Annotated in this window: 19 protein-coding genes; 6 read left to right on the top strand and 13 right to left on the bottom strand. The window is 71.9% G+C overall.

Annotated elements, in window-relative coordinates; all coding sequences use genetic code 11:
- From VKG64_01945 to VKG64_01915, 7 genes are all read right to left on the bottom strand, one after another.
- A partial coding sequence (locus tag VKG64_01945; GenBank protein ID HKB23789.1) for a hypothetical protein occupies positions 1-223 on the bottom strand: 223 nt, incomplete at its 3' end.
- Between the two features lie 80 nt (positions 224-303).
- Positions 304-585, bottom strand: a complete 282-nt coding sequence (locus VKG64_01940) for a 4a-hydroxytetrahydrobiopterin dehydratase (protein ID HKB23788.1) — start codon at positions 583-585, stop codon at positions 304-306.
- Positions 586-600: 15 nt separating this feature from the next.
- Positions 601-1,167 carry an HD domain-containing protein gene (locus VKG64_01935; GenBank protein ID HKB23787.1) on the bottom strand — a complete coding sequence of 189 codons (567 nt, stop codon included), beginning with the start codon at positions 1,165-1,167 and terminating at the stop codon, positions 601-603.
- A complete protein-coding gene (locus VKG64_01930; GenBank protein HKB23786.1) occupies positions 1,164-2,087 on the bottom strand; it encodes a peptidyl-alpha-hydroxyglycine alpha-amidating lyase family protein in 924 nt (307 codons plus the stop codon). The genes VKG64_01935 and VKG64_01930 overlap by 4 nt, the downstream gene beginning before the upstream one ends.
- A 13-nt stretch (positions 2,088-2,100) precedes the next feature.
- Positions 2,101-3,699, bottom strand: coding sequence for a S41 family peptidase (locus VKG64_01925; protein ID HKB23785.1), 1,599 nt, complete (start codon positions 3,697-3,699; stop codon positions 2,101-2,103).
- Between the two features lie 125 nt (positions 3,700-3,824).
- Positions 3,825-4,124, bottom strand: coding sequence for a hypothetical protein (locus VKG64_01920; protein HKB23784.1), 300 nt, complete (start codon positions 4,122-4,124; stop codon positions 3,825-3,827).
- Complete coding sequence (locus tag VKG64_01915) at positions 4,114-5,265, bottom strand: sulfite oxidase (GenBank protein HKB23783.1); 1,152 nt, start codon at positions 5,263-5,265, stop codon at positions 4,114-4,116. The genes VKG64_01920 and VKG64_01915 overlap by 11 nt, the downstream gene beginning before the upstream one ends.
- Before the next feature lie 108 nt (positions 5,266-5,373).
- Between VKG64_01915 and VKG64_01910 the strand changes: the two genes are divergently transcribed.
- From VKG64_01910 to VKG64_01900, 3 genes are read left to right on the top strand one after another with little or no spacing between them, the layout of a single operon-like run.
- Positions 5,374-5,835 carry a sigma-70 family RNA polymerase sigma factor gene (locus VKG64_01910; protein ID HKB23782.1) on the top strand — a complete coding sequence of 154 codons (462 nt, stop codon included), beginning with the start codon at positions 5,374-5,376 and terminating at the stop codon, positions 5,833-5,835.
- A 15-nt stretch (positions 5,836-5,850) separates the two neighbouring features.
- Complete coding sequence (locus VKG64_01905; protein ID HKB23781.1) at positions 5,851-6,561, top strand: methylated-DNA--[protein]-cysteine S-methyltransferase; 711 nt, start codon at positions 5,851-5,853, stop codon at positions 6,559-6,561.
- A 40-nt stretch (positions 6,562-6,601) separates the two neighbouring features.
- Positions 6,602-7,420, top strand: coding sequence for an amidohydrolase family protein (locus tag VKG64_01900; GenBank protein ID HKB23780.1), 819 nt, complete (start codon positions 6,602-6,604; stop codon positions 7,418-7,420).
- Here the strand turns inward: VKG64_01900 and VKG64_01895 are convergent.
- Positions 7,417-7,833: an NUDIX hydrolase gene (locus tag VKG64_01895; GenBank protein ID HKB23779.1), complete on the bottom strand. Its 417-nt coding sequence runs from the start codon at positions 7,831-7,833 to the stop codon at positions 7,417-7,419. The two genes, VKG64_01900 and VKG64_01895, sit on opposite strands and share 4 nt — an antisense overlap.
- 68 nt (positions 7,834-7,901) lie before the next feature.
- On the opposite strand from VKG64_01895, the gene VKG64_01890 reads away from it, so the two are divergent.
- From VKG64_01890 to VKG64_01880, 3 genes are all read left to right on the top strand, one after another.
- Positions 7,902-8,333: a hypothetical protein gene (locus VKG64_01890; GenBank protein ID HKB23778.1), complete on the top strand. Its 432-nt coding sequence runs from the start codon at positions 7,902-7,904 to the stop codon at positions 8,331-8,333.
- The gene (locus VKG64_01885) at positions 8,330-9,991 is read left to right on the top strand and encodes a helicase C-terminal domain-containing protein (GenBank protein HKB23777.1); all 1,662 of its coding nucleotides are present in this window, start codon (positions 8,330-8,332) and stop codon (positions 9,989-9,991) included. Before VKG64_01890 ends, VKG64_01885 begins: the two co-directional genes overlap by 4 nt.
- Before the next feature lie 86 nt (positions 9,992-10,077).
- Positions 10,078-10,626 carry a Uma2 family endonuclease gene (locus tag VKG64_01880; GenBank protein ID HKB23776.1) on the top strand — a complete coding sequence of 183 codons (549 nt, stop codon included), beginning with the start codon at positions 10,078-10,080 and terminating at the stop codon, positions 10,624-10,626.
- On the opposite strand, the gene tcuA is transcribed toward VKG64_01880, so the two are convergent.
- The 5 genes from tcuA to VKG64_01855 all read right to left on the bottom strand — a co-directional run.
- On the bottom strand, positions 10,623-12,101 hold the full coding sequence (tcuA, locus tag VKG64_01875; protein ID HKB23775.1) for an FAD-dependent tricarballylate dehydrogenase TcuA: 1,479 nt from the start codon (positions 12,099-12,101) through the stop codon (positions 10,623-10,625). The two genes, VKG64_01880 and tcuA, sit on opposite strands and share 4 nt — an antisense overlap.
- Positions 12,101-12,415 (bottom strand): EthD family reductase, encoded by a 315-nt coding sequence (locus tag VKG64_01870; GenBank protein ID HKB23774.1) that lies wholly within the window; start codon positions 12,413-12,415, stop codon positions 12,101-12,103. Before VKG64_01870 ends, tcuA begins: the two co-directional genes overlap by 1 nt.
- Before the next feature lie 36 nt (positions 12,416-12,451).
- The gene (locus VKG64_01865) at positions 12,452-12,931 is read right to left on the bottom strand and encodes a DUF2569 domain-containing protein (protein ID HKB23773.1); all 480 of its coding nucleotides are present in this window, start codon (positions 12,929-12,931) and stop codon (positions 12,452-12,454) included.
- A 300-nt stretch (positions 12,932-13,231) separates the two neighbouring features.
- Positions 13,232-14,386, bottom strand: coding sequence for a Fic family protein (locus VKG64_01860; protein ID HKB23772.1), 1,155 nt, complete (start codon positions 14,384-14,386; stop codon positions 13,232-13,234).
- Positions 14,387-14,477: 91 nt separating this feature from the next.
- The coding region (locus VKG64_01855; GenBank protein ID HKB23771.1) for a PD-(D/E)XK nuclease family protein at positions 14,478-14,688 on the bottom strand (211 nt) is incomplete at its 5' end.

Here is a 14,688-nt window from a genome sequence, read left to right as displayed (position 1 = left end):
GGCCCTCGTAGCGGCGGTCGATCAGGATGGGCGAGACGACGCCGCCTTCCACCTTGAAGCAGCGCACGCGCAGGCCGCTCGGATGCGCCGGACCGCAGCCGAAGCAGCGCGTGTAAACCTCGTCGGGGCGCCCCTCGAGGCGCTGCTCCTCGAGCCCGGCGAAGCGCTCACGAAAGATCTCGGGCAAGGGCTCGGGCACGAGCATCGCGGCGGAGTGTACCATCGGCCGCGCAAATGGAACGCCGCCCCGTGGACCGCGGCCTGCGCGACCGCGGCTACGACGTCATCGGCTGGCAGTGAGGCTCACGCGAGCGCAGCGTCGAGCCCGCGCGCGAGGGCGAAGTCCTTGGCGGTGAGCCCGCCTGCGGAGTGGGTCCAGAGCGAGAGCGTCACCGCGTTGTAGTGGATCGCGACGTCGGGGTGATGCCCGGCGCGCTCGGCGAGGGCCGCGACGCCGTTCACGAAGAACATCGCCTCCTTGAAGTCCCGGAACCGGTAGGTCTTCTCGATCGTCTTGCCGCTCCGTGTCCACCCGGGCGTCCGCGCGAGCTCGGCCTGGACGTCCGCGTCGCTCAGCACCGCCATCGCGAGCGTCCCGGCTCAGCGCCCGAAGTAGCGCCCGAGGAGCGGCGCCCACGCCTCGAGCGGTCCCGTGGCCCGGCCCGGGACCTTCGCCTGATCGTCCCAGCGCCGGAGCCCGAGCGCGTCGGGAAGCCAGGGGTGGCCGGCGAGCCGCGCGACCTCGGCGGGCGTCATCACACCGCCCTGCAGGCGGAGCGTGTGCCGCGAGGGCGGCGAGAGGCGATCGTAGTACCCCGGCTCCGTCGCGCAGAGATAGCGCTTGGCGTCGGCGTGCATCCGCACGCACCACGCCACGCGCGGCGGCACCCAGGGCGCGATCAGCTCGGCGCCGACCTCGTGGTGCCCGCGTGCCCCCGGCCCGGCCCGCCGCGGCTCCGTCGTGTCCGCGACGAGCGACGGGTCCACCGCGTAGCGGCCGACGTCGTGCAGCAGGCACGCGAGCTGGAGCTCCTCGTCGGCGCCGGCCGCGCGCGCGAGGTCCGCGCACTGGAGCGCGTGCTCGAGCTCCGAGACCGCCTCGCCGCCGTACAGGCGCGCCGCCGAGCGCGCGAGCGCGTCCAGCAGGCGATCGCCCATCCCGCTCATGCGCGCGTGAACTTCTGGAGCGACCGGAGCTCGCGCGGCGGGGTCAGGCTCTTGCCGACGGCCGTCCACGACACCTCGGCGACGTAGAGGTCGCCGCGCGAGTCCACGACGCATCCGTGCGGCGCCACGAACTCGCCCGGCTTCTCGCCGGCGAACCGGCCGCCGACACGGCCGAGGAGGTCGCCCTTGAGCGTGAGCACGCTCACGCGGGCGCCGAGGTTCGGCACCTCCGTGTTCACCGCGAGGTGCGACGGCAGCTCGCCGACGTAGAGCACGCCGCCGTTCCGCCGGTCGCAGAAGAGCCCGCAGGGACGGTGGAGATTGTTGAGCTGCGTGAGGTACTGGCCGCGGCCGTCGAAGACCTGCACGCGGTGGTTCTCGCGGTCGGCGACGTACACGCGGCCCTCGGCGTCGGTCGCGATGTTGTGCGGGATGTTGAAGCACCCCGGGTCCGTGCCCGGCTCGCCCCAGGAGACGAGGTGCCGGCCCTTCGGGTCGAACTTGTGCACGCGCGAGTTGCCGTAGCCGTCGGAGACGTAGACGTCGCCCGTCTTCGGGTCCAGCGCAACGTGGGTGGGGCGGTTGAAGGGCTTGCCGCCGTGGAGCGTCGCGGGCTTGTCGGGATCGCCGAGCGTGAGGAGCAGCTTCCCGTCGGGCGTGAACTGGCGGATCGTGTGGTGCAGGTCGTCCGTGAGCCAGAGCGTTCCGTCGGGGCCGATCGTGATGCCGTGCGCGCGGCGGAAGACGCCCTCACCCCAGGACCGGAGGAATTTCCCGTCGCGGTCGAACACGATGACCGGGTGCGCGCCCCGGTTGAACACGTACACGTCGTCCTTCGGGCCCACGGCCACGCTCGTGGCCTCGACGAAGGACCAGCCCTCGGGCAGGCGCCCCCAGCCCTCGACCGGACGGTAGTTCATGCGGCGAGCCTCCTCAGCGGCCCTGATGCTCGGCGATCCGCGTCCGCAGCTCCGCGAGCGCTTGCTGGAGCTGGGGATCCGCCGCGGTCGCCTGCCCCGCGGCGTCGCCGGCGGCCACGATGGTCTCGGGCTCGAGGCCGGTGCCGTCGATGGAGCGGCCCTTCGGCGTGTAGTAACGCGCCGTGGTCAGCCGGAGCCCGGTGCCATCGGAGAGCGGAATAATCGTCTGCACGGAGCCCTTGCCGAACGTCCTGTTGCCGACCAGCACGGCCCGTCCCCAGTCCTGGAGCGCGCCCGCGACGATCTCCGACGCCGAGGCGCTGCCGCCGTTGACGAGCACCGCGATCGGAAAGTCCGTGTACGCGCGCTTGCCGTTCGCCATGAGGCGCGCGTTCTGGTTCTTGACCCGCCCCTGCGTGTAGACGACGAGCCGCCCCTGGTCGAGGAACTTCTGGGCCACGCCCACGGCGGCCGTGAGCAGCCCTCCGGGATTGTTCCGGAGGTCGAGCACGAGGCCCTGGAGCGCGCCGCTCTTCCAGCCGGCGAGCGCGTCCTCGAGGTCGGCCGCGGTCTTCTCCTGAAACTGGCGGATCCGCACGTAACCGATCCCGGGCTCGAGCTCGCGGCTCTGCACCGAGTGCACGCGGATCTGCTCGCGCGTGATCTCGAAATCGCGCGGCGCGTCCCAGCCCTCGCGCAGGATCCCGAGCGTCACCTTGGTGCCCGCCCGGCCCCGGATGCGCTTGACCGCGTCGGGCAACGCCATGCCGGCGGCGGAGGTCCCGTCGATGCTGACGATCTGGTCCCCCGTCTGGAGCCCCGCCCGGTGGGCGGGCGTGCCCTCGATGGGCGCGAGCACGCTCAGCGCCTCGTCCTTGCGCGTCAGCTCGATGCCGATGCCGACGAACGTGCCGCTGATGTCGACCTGCATGTCCCGGTAGGTGTCCCGGTTGAGGAACGCGGAGTGGACGTCGAGGGCGCCGAGCCCTCCCTGGAGCAGCGTCTGCTCGAGCGCCCCGAGCTGGACGGCCGGCGCGGCCTCGCGGGCGAGGCCCGCGACGAAGACGAGGTCGCGCAGCACGGTCTCGCGCTCCGCCGGCGCCGCGAAGAGGATGCGCGTGTTGCCCCCGGGCGGCGGGCCGCGGTAGGTGATCGCGGTGCCCTCGGCCGTGGTGACGACGGCGAGCGATCCCTCGGGCAGGAGCTTCTCGAGGCCGCGGAGCGCGCCGAGCCGGAACTGGTCGAAGTCGGGCGCGACCACGTACATCGAGTCCACGAGGGAAGCGACCTCGGTCAGGCGCGCGAGCGCGGGCGCCTGTCCCGTCAGGTCGATCTGGATCTCGACGCTCGTGCGCTCGTCGGCCGTGACCGGGACGGCGCGTTCCCAGGTGCGGGTGCCCCTCTTCGCGACGACCCGGTGCGAGCCGGTGGAGAGGTTCGGGATGACGAGCGGGGCGTCCGGCGTGAGCTCGCCGACGCGCTGCTCGTCGACCCATACCTCGACCCCAGCGACGGCCGAGGTGAGCGCGAGCGTCCCGGACTGGGCGGAGGCGGGGGGCGCGCAGAGCGCCAGCACGAGGACGAGGACGACGGCGAGGACCCGAGCTCTCACGCTTGCTCTCCAGGCGTATCCGACGGCGGCGCCGCCGGCGACTTACCCACGGATTCTATCGTATCAGCGGCGCCGCCCGCCCACGATCGCGACGCCACCCCGCGTGGACGACCCTCGGCCGGAAGTCAGCGGCCGTCGGGGTCTCGGTAGTGCCGGAGCAGGTAGACGAGCAGCTTCTGCTTGTCCTCCGCCGGGATGGGCGCGCCGTACTTGATCATGCGGTCGAGCGTGTCCGACCAGCCCTGCGGCCCGAAGCGCTGCTGGACCGCGATCTCGACGCTGTGACAGATCACGCAGCGCATGATCAGCTCCCAGCCCGGTGTCTGCGGGATCGGCGGATTCTGCGCGGCGGCGCCGGGCGGGCGCGACGCAGCCGCCCCGGCCACGAGCGCCAGGACGGTCGCCAGCGCGGCGCTACGCCACATCGACCTTGACCGCGTGGATCACGTTCCAGCGGTAGCCGAGCCGGTTGAACGCGCGGGTCGTCGGCTGGACCCGTCCCAGACTGTCCGTCGCGCGCGCCATGACGGTGTGGGTCCCCGCCTTCGCGTCCCACTCGTGTTCCCACTTCCGCCAGGAGTAGCGGCCCCAGGGCCCGGTGAACTTTCCCGGCGTCCAGGTCTGGCCGCCATCGGTCGAGACGTCGAGGCCGGTGAGCTCGCCCTCGCCGCTCCACGCCCAGCCCCAGACCGGCGTGCGTCCGGCCGGGAGCCTCGCGCCGTCGGCCGGCCCGACGATCACCGACTTCACCTCGAGGGACTGGAGCGAGTAGATCTCCTTGTCGTTGTCGGCGCGCGGTGCCGTGTAGTTCGACTTCATGTAGAAGCCGTTGAACTCCTCGGTGAGGAGCATGATGCGCTCGAGCCACTTGATGGACGCCGAACCGACGAAGCCCGGCACCACCACGCGGGCCGGCCCGCCGTGGAGATGCGGGATCGGCTTGCCCCCCATCTCGAGCGCGATCATCGTGTGGCGCTCGAGGGCCTTCCACATCGGAACGCTCCGGATGAAGTCTGGGGCCTGGGGCGTCGGCGGCGTGTCCGCGCCGTCGAAGGCGACGTGCTGCGCCGACGCCGTTGGCGTCGCCAGCGCCAGCACGTCCGCCAGGCGCACGCCCTTCCACGCCGCGTTGCCGACCGCCCCGTGCTCCCACTGGATGCCGGAGGCGCGCGGCCTGTGGAACGATCGACCATTGCCGGCGCACTCGAGCGTGACGTCCTGGGTGAGCATCGGGAGCTTCCGGAGGTCGGCGAGACCGAGGACGACGGGGTTGCCCACCTCGCCCTCGATCTTCAGGGACCACTGCGCCGGATCGATCGGCGCCGCGTCGTAGTTGTTCCGGACGTAGAAGAGCTCTTCGGGCGTGTAGTAATCCTTCAGGTCCGCGAGCCGCGCCTCCAGATTCACGGGGCGGCCGCTCCTGACGATCAGTTTCTCCTTGCCGGCGATCGGCGCCGGGGGCGGCTGAGCCGATGCGCCGCCCCGGAGGCCGGCGCCCAGCGCGGCGACGCCGGTGGCGATGAGGAACCCACGTCGAGTGAGGGCTCCGTCCTGACGCTTGCTCATGGGTGACACCTCCCCGTGCCGGCCGAAGCGCTCGGGCGTCGAGAGTCTTGCACACGCGCGGCGACTCTTCCACCCATTCCCTCCGCCCCGGACGTATACCTGTGTGAGATGGATGAGGCGACGTTCACCCGCCACGCGGAGGCGTACGCCGGCCGGCTCTACGCCGTCGCGTACCGCCTGCTCGGCAACCGCGCCGACGCCGAGGACGCCGTCCAGCGCGCCCTCCTGAAGGCGTTCGCCGCGCGCGCGTCGTACGCGCCGCGGTGGGCGGTCTCCACGTGGCTCTACCGCGTGCTCTCGAACGTCTGCATCGACGAGTTGCGTCGGCGGCGCCCCCTGCCCGAGCCCCTCCCCACCGGGGACGCGCGGCGGGCGCCGCGCGTCGAGCCCGTGGACCTCGCGCGGGCGCTCGACCGGGTGCCGCGCGAGGCGCGGCTCCTGCTGGCGCTCCACTACGTGAACGGCCTCTCGTACCGCGAGCTGGCGAAGATCCGGGGGATCTCCGTCAACACCGTGAAGAGCCAGCTCGCGCGGGGCAAGGCGATTCTCCGGACGGCGCTGGGAGACTAGAGGAGACTGGAAAGGATGGACCGAATGGACACGGCACTCAGGGAGTTCTTCGCTGACACCGCGGCGCCCCGCGGTCTGGCGCGCCGCCTCGTCGGGCGGCTCGCGGGCGGGCCGCCGACGCTCGAGGCGCTGGCCGGGCGCTTCCGGATCGAGGCGACCGACCGCGGCGTGCTGCGGCTCTATCCCGGGCGCGGGGTCGCCGCCGCGTCGGCGCGCGCTCAACGGCACGCCGCGCAGGCGCAGGAGGAGCTCGGCGAGTACCTCGCGGGGCGCCGCGCGTTCTTCTTCGTGGCGGTGGACCTCGCGGGCGTGGCGCCCTTCCAGGCGCGGGTGCTCGCCGAGGCGCGGCGGATCCCGTTCGGCGAGACGGAGTCGTACGCGGAGCTCGCGCGCCGCATCGGGCGGCCGCGCGCGGCGCGCGCCGTCGGCAACGCGCTCGGCGCGAATCCCGTCCCGATCATCGTCCCCTGCCACCGGGTGATCCGGGGCGACGGCTCGTGGGGCCACTACGCGTTCGGCGGGCGCATGAAGACGCAGCTGCTCGCGCTCGAGCGCGCGACGCCGGCGCTCGTCGGGTGCACGTCCACGCGCATCGTCTGCCGGCGCGGCTGCGCGCACGAGCAGCGCGTCGCCGAGCCGAACCGCGTGGTCTTCGCCTCGATCCCCGACGCGCGGAGCGTGGGCTACCGGCCGTGCCGCGTCTGCCGGCCGGACGCGGCGGCCTAGTGCGGCGGCGCCGGCGAAGGAAGGTGGTAGGATGCCGGCGATGATCCTGCGAGCGGCCCTCGCGCTCACCGCCGCGCTCCTCGCCACGGCGCCGCTCCCGGCCGCGGCGCAGCTCCCGATCTTCGACGCCCACATCCACTACAGCCGGCCCGACTGGGACGGGTACCCGCCGGAGCGCGCGCTGTCGATCCTGGCGCGGGCCGGCGTGCGCCGCGCGATCGTCTCGAGCACGCCGGACGACGGGACGCTCAAGCTCTACGAGCGCGCGCCGGAGAGCATCGTGCCCTTCCTCCGCCCCTATCGCACGCGCGAGGACATGGCGGGCTGGGCGCGCGACCCGGCGGTCGCCGCGTACGTGGAAGAGCGGCTCAAGCGGGGCGTCTACCGCGGGATCGGCGAGTTCCACCTGGGCGCGGCGGAGGTCGACGCGCCCGTCGTCAGGCGCATCGCGGAGCTCGCGGCCGCGCGCGATCTGTTCCTCCAGGCCCACGTGGACGACGTCGCGATCGAGCGGCTCCTCACGCGTTATCCGACGGTGCGCTTCCTCTGGGCCCACGCGGGCATGTCGGCGGGGCCGAAGGCGGTGGCGGCGCTTCTCGACCGGTTCCCGAAGCTCTGGGTGGAGCTGGCGCTCCGCACCGACGTCGCGCCCGGAGGCGTTCTCGATCCCGAGTGGCGCGCGGTCTTCCTGCGCCACCCGGACCGCTTCATGGTGGGCACCGACACCTGGGTGACGTCGCGCTGGGAGGTCGTCGGCGACTACATGCGCGACGTGCAGGTCTGGCTCCGCCAGCTCCCGCCGGAGGTCGCCGAGCTGATCGCGTTCAAGAACGGCGACCGCCTCTTCCCGGCCCCCTAAGCGAGCGCCTCGACCAGGCGGCGATCCGACTCGTAGCGCAGCCGGTCGAGGGCCTCGGCGCGCGTCACCCACGAGACCTCGTCCACCTCGTGGTCGTGCTCGCCGGCCTGCTCGAGCGGCCGCATGAGGAACCAGCGCACGGACTTCCGGACGCGCCGGCCGTCGCGCTGGAACCAATAGGTCACGTCCTCGAGCTCGCGGACGATCTCACACCGCCAGCCCGTCTCCTCGCGGACCTCGCGGAGCGCGGCGTCCGCGCTCGACTCGCCGGGCGAGAGCGTGCCCTTGGGCAGCGTCCACACGGGGCGGTCGCGGAGGTCGCGCGCGCGGATCAGGAGGATCCGGCCGTCCGCGTCCACGACGAGCCCGCCGGCCGAGTACTGCAGCACCGGGCGCGTCCGCTCGGGAGGCACGCGCTCATGATACGCCGCGCGTGGTACCATCCACTCGCCCGCATCCCGCGATCCGGAGGACCTCGCTCGTGAGCCGGATTCTCCTCGGCGCGGCCGTGCTCGCGTCCGTGCTGGCCGCGCCGCCCGCCGCCACGGCGCAACCGGGCGGCGCCGACGACGCCGAGCGCTCCTTCGTCGAGGCGCTCCGGCGCAGCGACCCGCCCGCCGCCGAGCGGTACGTGGCCCTGCGCGACGCGCGCCAGCAGGCGATCGCCGAGCTCCAGCGGGCCGAGGCCCAGTACGGCGCGGCCGGCGCCGAGCTCCGGCCGGTCTTCCTCCCGCGGGTCCGCCAGGCGCGACGGAGCTACGCGCAGAGCTCGCTGACGCTGCTCGACTTCCTCGACGCGCGCGACCGCCAGGAGGTGACCGGCTACGCGGAGGCGATCCAGCGAATCAACGCGCTCCTCGAGGAGCGCCGCCGCACGCGCGCCGAGCTCCAGAAGCTCCTCGTGGACGAGTGAGCGGCGCGCTCGACCTCCTCACCCACTTTCCGGCCGGCGCCACGCCCCGGCCCGAGCAGGCGCGGCTCCTCAGCGCCCTCGAGGACGCGATCGCGGAGGCGCTCGACGACCCGGCGGCGCCCCGCGTGTTCCTCGTCGAGGGCCCGCCCGGCGTCGGCAAGAGCCACGTCGCGATGACGCTCGCCCGCTGGAGCGGCGACGCGTACCTCCTGACCTCGCAGAAGCTGCTCCAGGATCAGTACGAGCGGGAGTTCGGCGGCGAGCTCCAGATCGTGAAGGGCCGCGACAACTACGCGTGCGACCACTTCCCCGGCGCGCGCGTGCCGACCTCGCGCGGCCTGTGCCGCCGCCCGCGGGGGCCGCTCTGCCAGTGCCCGTACGTGCGCGCGAAGACCGCGGCGCTCAACGGGCCGATCTTCTGCACCAACACGGCCTACTTCGCGACGCTCCGCCACTGGCACGCGGAGCAGCTCAGGAAGCGCCGCCTGCTCGTCGTCGACGAGGCACACAACCTCGAGTCCCAGCTCGTCTCGGTCTTCACCGTCGCCTTTTCTGCCGAGCAGATGCGCGCCTGGTTCGGCGCCCCGCTGCCGCGGCTCGCCTCCGCGGACGCCTACCGCCCCGTGATGGCCGAGCACCTCGAACATCTCGAGGCGCGGCGCGAGGCGATCGGCCGAGAGCTCGAGGCGTTGACGCCGCCGGAGCTCGCGGCGGATGCGTTCTTGAAGGCGCCGCCCTCGCGGGCCGAGCAGGAGCTGCTCGCGCAGCGCGACGAGCTCGAGGGGGCGCTCGCCCGCCTCCGCTTCTTCGTGGACGCGGAGGACCAGGAGTGGGTCGTGCGCTACCCCATGGACCCGGCGGCGACGCTCGAGCTCGTCCCGCTGTCCGTCGCGCCGATGGCGCAGGCGCTCCTCGCTGAGACCGCGGAGCTGACGGTCCTCTCCTCCGCCTACCTCGGCCACCGCGCCGTCGTCGCCGAGTGCTTCGGCCTCGCGGAAGACGGCCTCCGGGTCTTCGCGAGCCCATCGCCCTTCGCGCTCGAGCAGCGCCGGATCGTCTACCGGCCCGTCGGCGCCCTCTCGCGGGCGAGCCTCGCCGCGCTCGAGCCCGCGCTCTTCGCTGAGGTGGCGGCGCTCCTCGCCGCCCACCCCGGTGAGAAGGGCCTGATCCACGCGCCCTCGTACGCGGCGGGCGAGCGCCTCGTCCGCGATCTGGCCGCGCGGGCTCCGCTCGCGGCGCGGCGGCTCATCTGGGTGGCATCGGCGGAGGCGAAGGCGCGGGCGCTCGAGCAGCACCGCGCCTCGCCGCTCCCGACCGTGCTCGTCTCGCCGTCGCTCCGCGAGGGCGTGGACCTGCCCGACGACTTCCTCCGCTTCCAGATCGTCACGAAGCTCCCGTTCCCCGACCTCGGCGACCCGTGGACGCGTGCGCGCGAGCAGCGCGATCCGCGCTGGTACGCGATCGAGACGGCGAAGGCGCTCGTCCAGGCCTACGGGCGCTCGTGCCGCCACGCGGCCGACCACGGCGTCACCTACGTCCTCGACACACAGTTCGAGCGCTTCCTCCAGCGTTACCGGGCGCTCCTGCCGGCGTGGTTCCTCGACGCCGCCGAGCCGGCGGTGCGGGCGGTGCGACGGGCCGAGCCGTGGGCGGAGTGAGACACCGAGGTAGCTCCCGATGTGTATCCATCATTGGGCGCTGACACGCATGCGCGTGGGCGCTAGAATCGAGCCGAGGCTTTGCGATGAATCGGGTCGCGCTCACCTACAAGGATTACGCGGCGCTGCCGGACGACGGCCGGCGCTACCAGATCCTCGATGGGGAGCTATGCGTGACGCCGGCACCGGGAACCCAGCACCAGACCGTGAGCATGAATCTGTCGGTGGCGCTTGCCACCCACGTTCGGGCCGGCGCCCTCGGCCAGCTCTTCGCGGCACCGGTTGACGTGATCCTGAGCGACACGACCATCGTCCAGCCGGACCTCGTCTTCGTCGCCCGCGACCGGCGCGAGCGCGTCAGCGCCCGCGGCATCGAGGGCGCGCCGACGCTCGTCGTCGAGATCGTCTCGCCTTCCACGGCGCAGACCGATCGCCACACCAAGCGCGAGCTGTACGCGCGGTTCGGCGTGCCCTGCTACTGGATCGTGGACCCGGACGCCCGGGCGATCGAGATGTACGGGCTCGCGGGCGGAGCCTACGAGCTGGGGGCGCGGGCCACCGGCGACCCGCTCATCGTCGCCGAGCCCTTCACCGGCCTCACGCTTCCCTCGATCTGGCCGTCCGCGACGTCTTAGGCCCCGCGGCGCGCGGCGGAGCGCCCGGCGACGCGGCCGAAGACCGCGCCGGCCATGAGGCCGGCGCCGCCCGGGTAGTTGTGGTAGAAGAGCCCGCCGACCAGCTCGCCCGCGGCGTAGAGGCCGGGGATCGGGCGCTGCTCGCAGTCGATCACCTGGCCGTCGAGGGTGATCTTGAGCCCGCCGAACGTGAACGTGATGCCCGTCGTGACGGCGTAGCCGACGAAGGGCGGCGCGTCGAGCGGCTGCGCCCAGTTCGACTTCGGCGGCGTGATCCCGCGCGTGCCCTTGCCGTCCTTCACCGCGGGGTTGAAGGTCCCCGGCTGGACGGCGGCGTTGAACGCCGTCACCGTGCGCACGAAGCCCTCGACGTCGATCTCGAGCTTCTTCGCGAGCCCCTCGAGCGTCGCGTCCTCGGCCTTCGTGACCTCGCGGATCCGGTACTCCTCGCGCAGGAGGGCGAGCACCTTCTGGTCGAAGACCTGGAAGGCGGTGCGCCGCGGCTGCTCGATGACGGCGCGCCCGTACTTCACGTAGGTGTAGTTGCGGAAGTCGGCGCCCTCGTCCACGAAGCGCTCGCCGCGGAGGTTGACGATGATTCCCAGCGGGTACGAGTGCTTCTGGAAGTTGTCGCCGACCTTCCGGTCGCCGTGCCACGGCGCGTTCAGGTCCCACTGGACGGAGTGGCAGCCGCTCCAGTGGCCCCACGGGAGCGCGCCGATCTCGAGCGCCATGCGGATGCCGTCGCCCGTGTTGTAGGGCGTGCCGCGCACGCGCGCGAGGTCCCAGTTGCGGCCGAGGTAGCGCGTGCGCATCTCGGCGTTGGCTTCGAAGCCGCCCGATGCGAGCACGACCGCGCGCGCGGCGAGCGTCTCGGTGCCCGCGGGCGTGCGGACGACGACGCCCGTGACGGCGCCGCGGTCGTCGGTGACGAGGCGCGCCGCCTTCGCCTCGAAGCGCACGGCGATGCCCGCCTTCGCCGCCGCGGCGTACTCCATGTCGATGAGCCCCGGCCCGCCGCCGACCGCCTCGAGCACGAGGCCGCCCCAGAAGCGGAAGCGCCCGCCGACCTTGTACGCCTGCCGGCCGAACATCGGGATCCAGCGGACGCCGCGGTCGCGCATCCAGCGCACCGTCGGCTGGGACTCCCGCACGAGCTGCATGGCCAGATCGGGATCGGCGCAGTCCTCGGTGACGCGCATGAGGTCGTCGTAGAACTGCTCCTCCGTGTAGGGATCGACCTCCATCGAGCGTTTCTCCTCCTCGGAGAGGTCACCGACGAGCCCGGCGAGCTCCTCGAAGCTCTTGAAGGCGAACCGGAAGCCGCCCGCGGTGAAGAAGCCGTTGCCGCCGCGCCACGCCTCCGGCGCCTTCTCGAGGACGAGCACGCGGGCGCCCGCCTCGCGCGCGGAGAGCGCCGCAGACATCGCGGCGTTGCCGCCGCCGACCACGATCACGTCCCAGGGCGCGGTCACTAGCCGATGATCTCGTTGATCTGGATCTGGGGCTGGATGTTCGTGTAGTTGGGGATGTCGGCCATGATCTCCTTGCCGTGCTTGCCCATCCCCTTCTGGAATCCGTCGAGCGCGGTGAAGTAGACGTGGCCGACCGCGACGTAGGGTGCCGACGATCCCGGCGCGCCGCCGGCGATGCCGCGGTCCACCTCCGTGCGGATCAGGCCGAATGGCTTGAGGCGCTCGGCGACGAGGATCATGTGCTTGTTCTTGTAGTAGTCGTAGTCGAACTTCTTGCCTTCACCGGCGGGATAGAGCACCGAGATGCGGATCATGAGGCCTCCCTCTGACGCCACTCGACGTGGCGACGGTCAGTGGACGAATGTCGCGGCGACCCGCCTCGAGCGCAGGAAGTACGGGATCCAGATCGCGGCGCCGATCACGGAGCGGGCCACCTGCCCATACTCGCTCGCCGTGAGCCGCGCCCGCGCGACGGGGATCGCGTTCGCCACCGCGAGGTCGGCGATCACGGCCGCCACGCTCACCCCCATGTAGACGATCACCATCCGTGGGAAGCGACGCCCCTTCGAGAAGAAGAAGTAGAGGAGCACGCCCGACCACGCGAGGAGCACGAGGTTCACACCCGTCTCGGCGACGAGCAGCGGCGCCCAGAGCGGATGGTAGGCGGACGTGCCGGGCGTCGTGAGGACGCCCCACGTGTCGGGCTTGAACGCCGTGGCGTTTTCCGAGAGCGCCTTGAGCAGGAGCAGGGGCTGGAGACAGAGCCCGACCGCCACGAGGATCAGCCATCCGCCGATCCCCTTGAGGTCCTGCACGTCCGGCTCGGCCATGGTGAGGCCAAAGCTATGCGCGCGCGCCGGGACTGTCAAGGACGCCTGTGGAGTGACGCCTACCTAAGGAATCCTTAGCTCTGTCCCTCTCCCAAGCCCTCGCTGAGGCGCGCTATGTCACCGAAATGGTGCGCCGTATTGCGGCGCTCGTTGCTCTTCAATCCACTTTGGACGAGACCTACCGGACGGTCATTGGGGCCACATATTCGTGGCCGGAGAAATAGACTGGGCGACCATGCGGATGGAGTCCTAGGACGGGCACGCCGAGGCACGTTTTTGACTCGTCGACGGAACCGCAGCTCAACCGCTTCCGCGTGGAGCACCGCGCCCGCGCATCTGCTCGATGATGCGTAGAATCGGGCGGGCCAGATAGAGTCGGCCCCATTCGCGCCCGGTGATCTCGGTCAGCAGCTCGAGCTTCTCGAGCCGGGCGACGAGCTGACGCGCCGTCGGGTTGGACACCTTCAGGAGGCGCTGGGCCCGGGCGACGCTCATGTACGGATTCACGAGCAGCGCGTCGATCAGCTGCGCGGCCTTCGGATAGTCGGCCAGGCGCTCCCGCCAGCGCTCGCGCAGCTCCATCAGCTTCGCGGCCTGCACGACCGCATCCTGTGCGATCACCTCGACGCCGGTCAGGAAGAACCGGATCCACCCCTTCCAGTCGCCGTCGGTGTGAACGGCCTGGAGTCCGCCGTAGTACTCCCCCCGATGCTGATCGATGTACGCGGACAGATAGAGGAGGGGCTGGGACAACCGGCCGCGCTCGATGAGGAACAGCGTGATCAGGAGCCGTCCCACCCGGCCGTTCCCGTCGAGGAACGGATGGATCGCCTCGAACTGCTCGTGCATGAGCGCGCACTGGACGAGGTCGGGCACGCGCCCGCGCTCGTGGAGGAAGCGCTCCCACGCCTCGAGCGCCTCCATCATGAATTCCGGGGGCGGCGGCACGTAGATGGCACTTTCCGGGGTGCTCCGCGCGACGCCGATCCAGTTCTGCGTGCGCCGGAACTCTCCCGGAGTCGCGTGCTCGCCGCGCACCCCCTTCATGAGCCGCGCGTGCAGCTCACGGACGAGCCGGAGCGACAAGGGCAAGGTCCGGAGCCGCGTGACGCCATATTCCAGCGCCGTCACGTAATTGCGAACTTCCCGGATGTCGACCGGGTCGCGGCGCGCCGCGCCCTCCGCGACCTCTTCGAGCAACAGCTCTGCCAGGGTCGTCGTCGTGCCCTCGATCCGCGAGGACAGCACGGCTTCCCGCCGGACGTAGGGCGCGATGAGCAGATGGGGGTTGGGCAGGTGCCGTCCGAGACCCGACAGCTCGCTCAACGCCGCGTCCGCCCGCGAGAGGGCGAGGACGAGCTCGTCGTCGTAGGCCAGTTTGGGCGGCAGCGGCGCCGGGACGAACGCGTCGTACCCCCCGCGCGGCGTCTCGGAGCTTTGTAAGCCGGCTTTCAAATGATGCCCACCTTTTGAAAATTCACGACTAATTCTTTCAAAGCTCAGGCTGCCCTGCAAGAAATCTTTCACAGCCCTCCGCGCGGCGCGCCTACTCCCGCGTCGCCGTGAACGGGCAGATCTGGTTGTAGGCGCAGAAGCGGCACGCGTTGTACGAGGGGGTCGCCGCGAACGCGCGCGCCCGGATCCCGGCGGCCGCGGCCTTCACCTGCTCGATCGCCTCGTCCACGTCCTCCGCGTCGGGCGCGTGCCGGCCCACCAGGTTCGCCTCGAGGAAGCGGAGCTCCACGCGCCCGGGGAGG

The sequence above is a fragment of the Candidatus Methylomirabilota bacterium genome, assembly GCA_035260325.1.
In the GTDB taxonomy this organism is placed as follows: domain Bacteria; phylum Methylomirabilota; class Methylomirabilia; order Rokubacteriales; family CSP1-6; genus AR19.
Note: the sequence above shows the minus strand (reverse complement) of the source record. Positions and strands in the feature narration are given on the sequence as shown.

Excerpts from the sequence above, each read along its gene's own strand:
- VKG64_01900 (HKB23780.1), top strand. The coding sequence starts at position 6,602 with ATGATCCTGCGAGCGGCCCTCGCGCTCACCGCCGCGCTCCTCGCCACG.
- VKG64_01920 (HKB23784.1), bottom strand. The coding sequence starts at position 4,124 with ATGTGGCGTAGCGCCGCGCTGGCGACCGTCCTGGCGCTCGTGGCCGGG.
- VKG64_01865 (HKB23773.1), bottom strand. The coding sequence starts at position 12,931 with ATGGCCGAGCCGGACGTGCAGGACCTCAAGGGGATCGGCGGATGGCTG.
- VKG64_01870 (HKB23774.1), bottom strand. The coding sequence starts at position 12,415 with ATGATCCGCATCTCGGTGCTCTATCCCGCCGGTGAAGGCAAGAAGTTC.
- VKG64_01910 (HKB23782.1), top strand. The coding sequence starts at position 5,374 with ATGGATGAGGCGACGTTCACCCGCCACGCGGAGGCGTACGCCGGCCGG.
- VKG64_01940 (HKB23788.1), bottom strand. The coding sequence starts at position 585 with ATGGCGGTGCTGAGCGACGCGGACGTCCAGGCCGAGCTCGCGCGGACG.
- VKG64_01930 (HKB23786.1), bottom strand. The coding sequence starts at position 2,087 with ATGAACTACCGTCCGGTCGAGGGCTGGGGGCGCCTGCCCGAGGGCTGG.
- VKG64_01905 (HKB23781.1), top strand. The coding sequence starts at position 5,851 with ATGGACCGAATGGACACGGCACTCAGGGAGTTCTTCGCTGACACCGCG.
- VKG64_01915 (HKB23783.1), bottom strand. The coding sequence starts at position 5,265 with ATGAGCAAGCGTCAGGACGGAGCCCTCACTCGACGTGGGTTCCTCATC.
- VKG64_01935 (HKB23787.1), bottom strand. The coding sequence starts at position 1,167 with ATGAGCGGGATGGGCGATCGCCTGCTGGACGCGCTCGCGCGCTCGGCG.
- VKG64_01880 (HKB23776.1), top strand. The coding sequence starts at position 10,078 with ATGAATCGGGTCGCGCTCACCTACAAGGATTACGCGGCGCTGCCGGAC.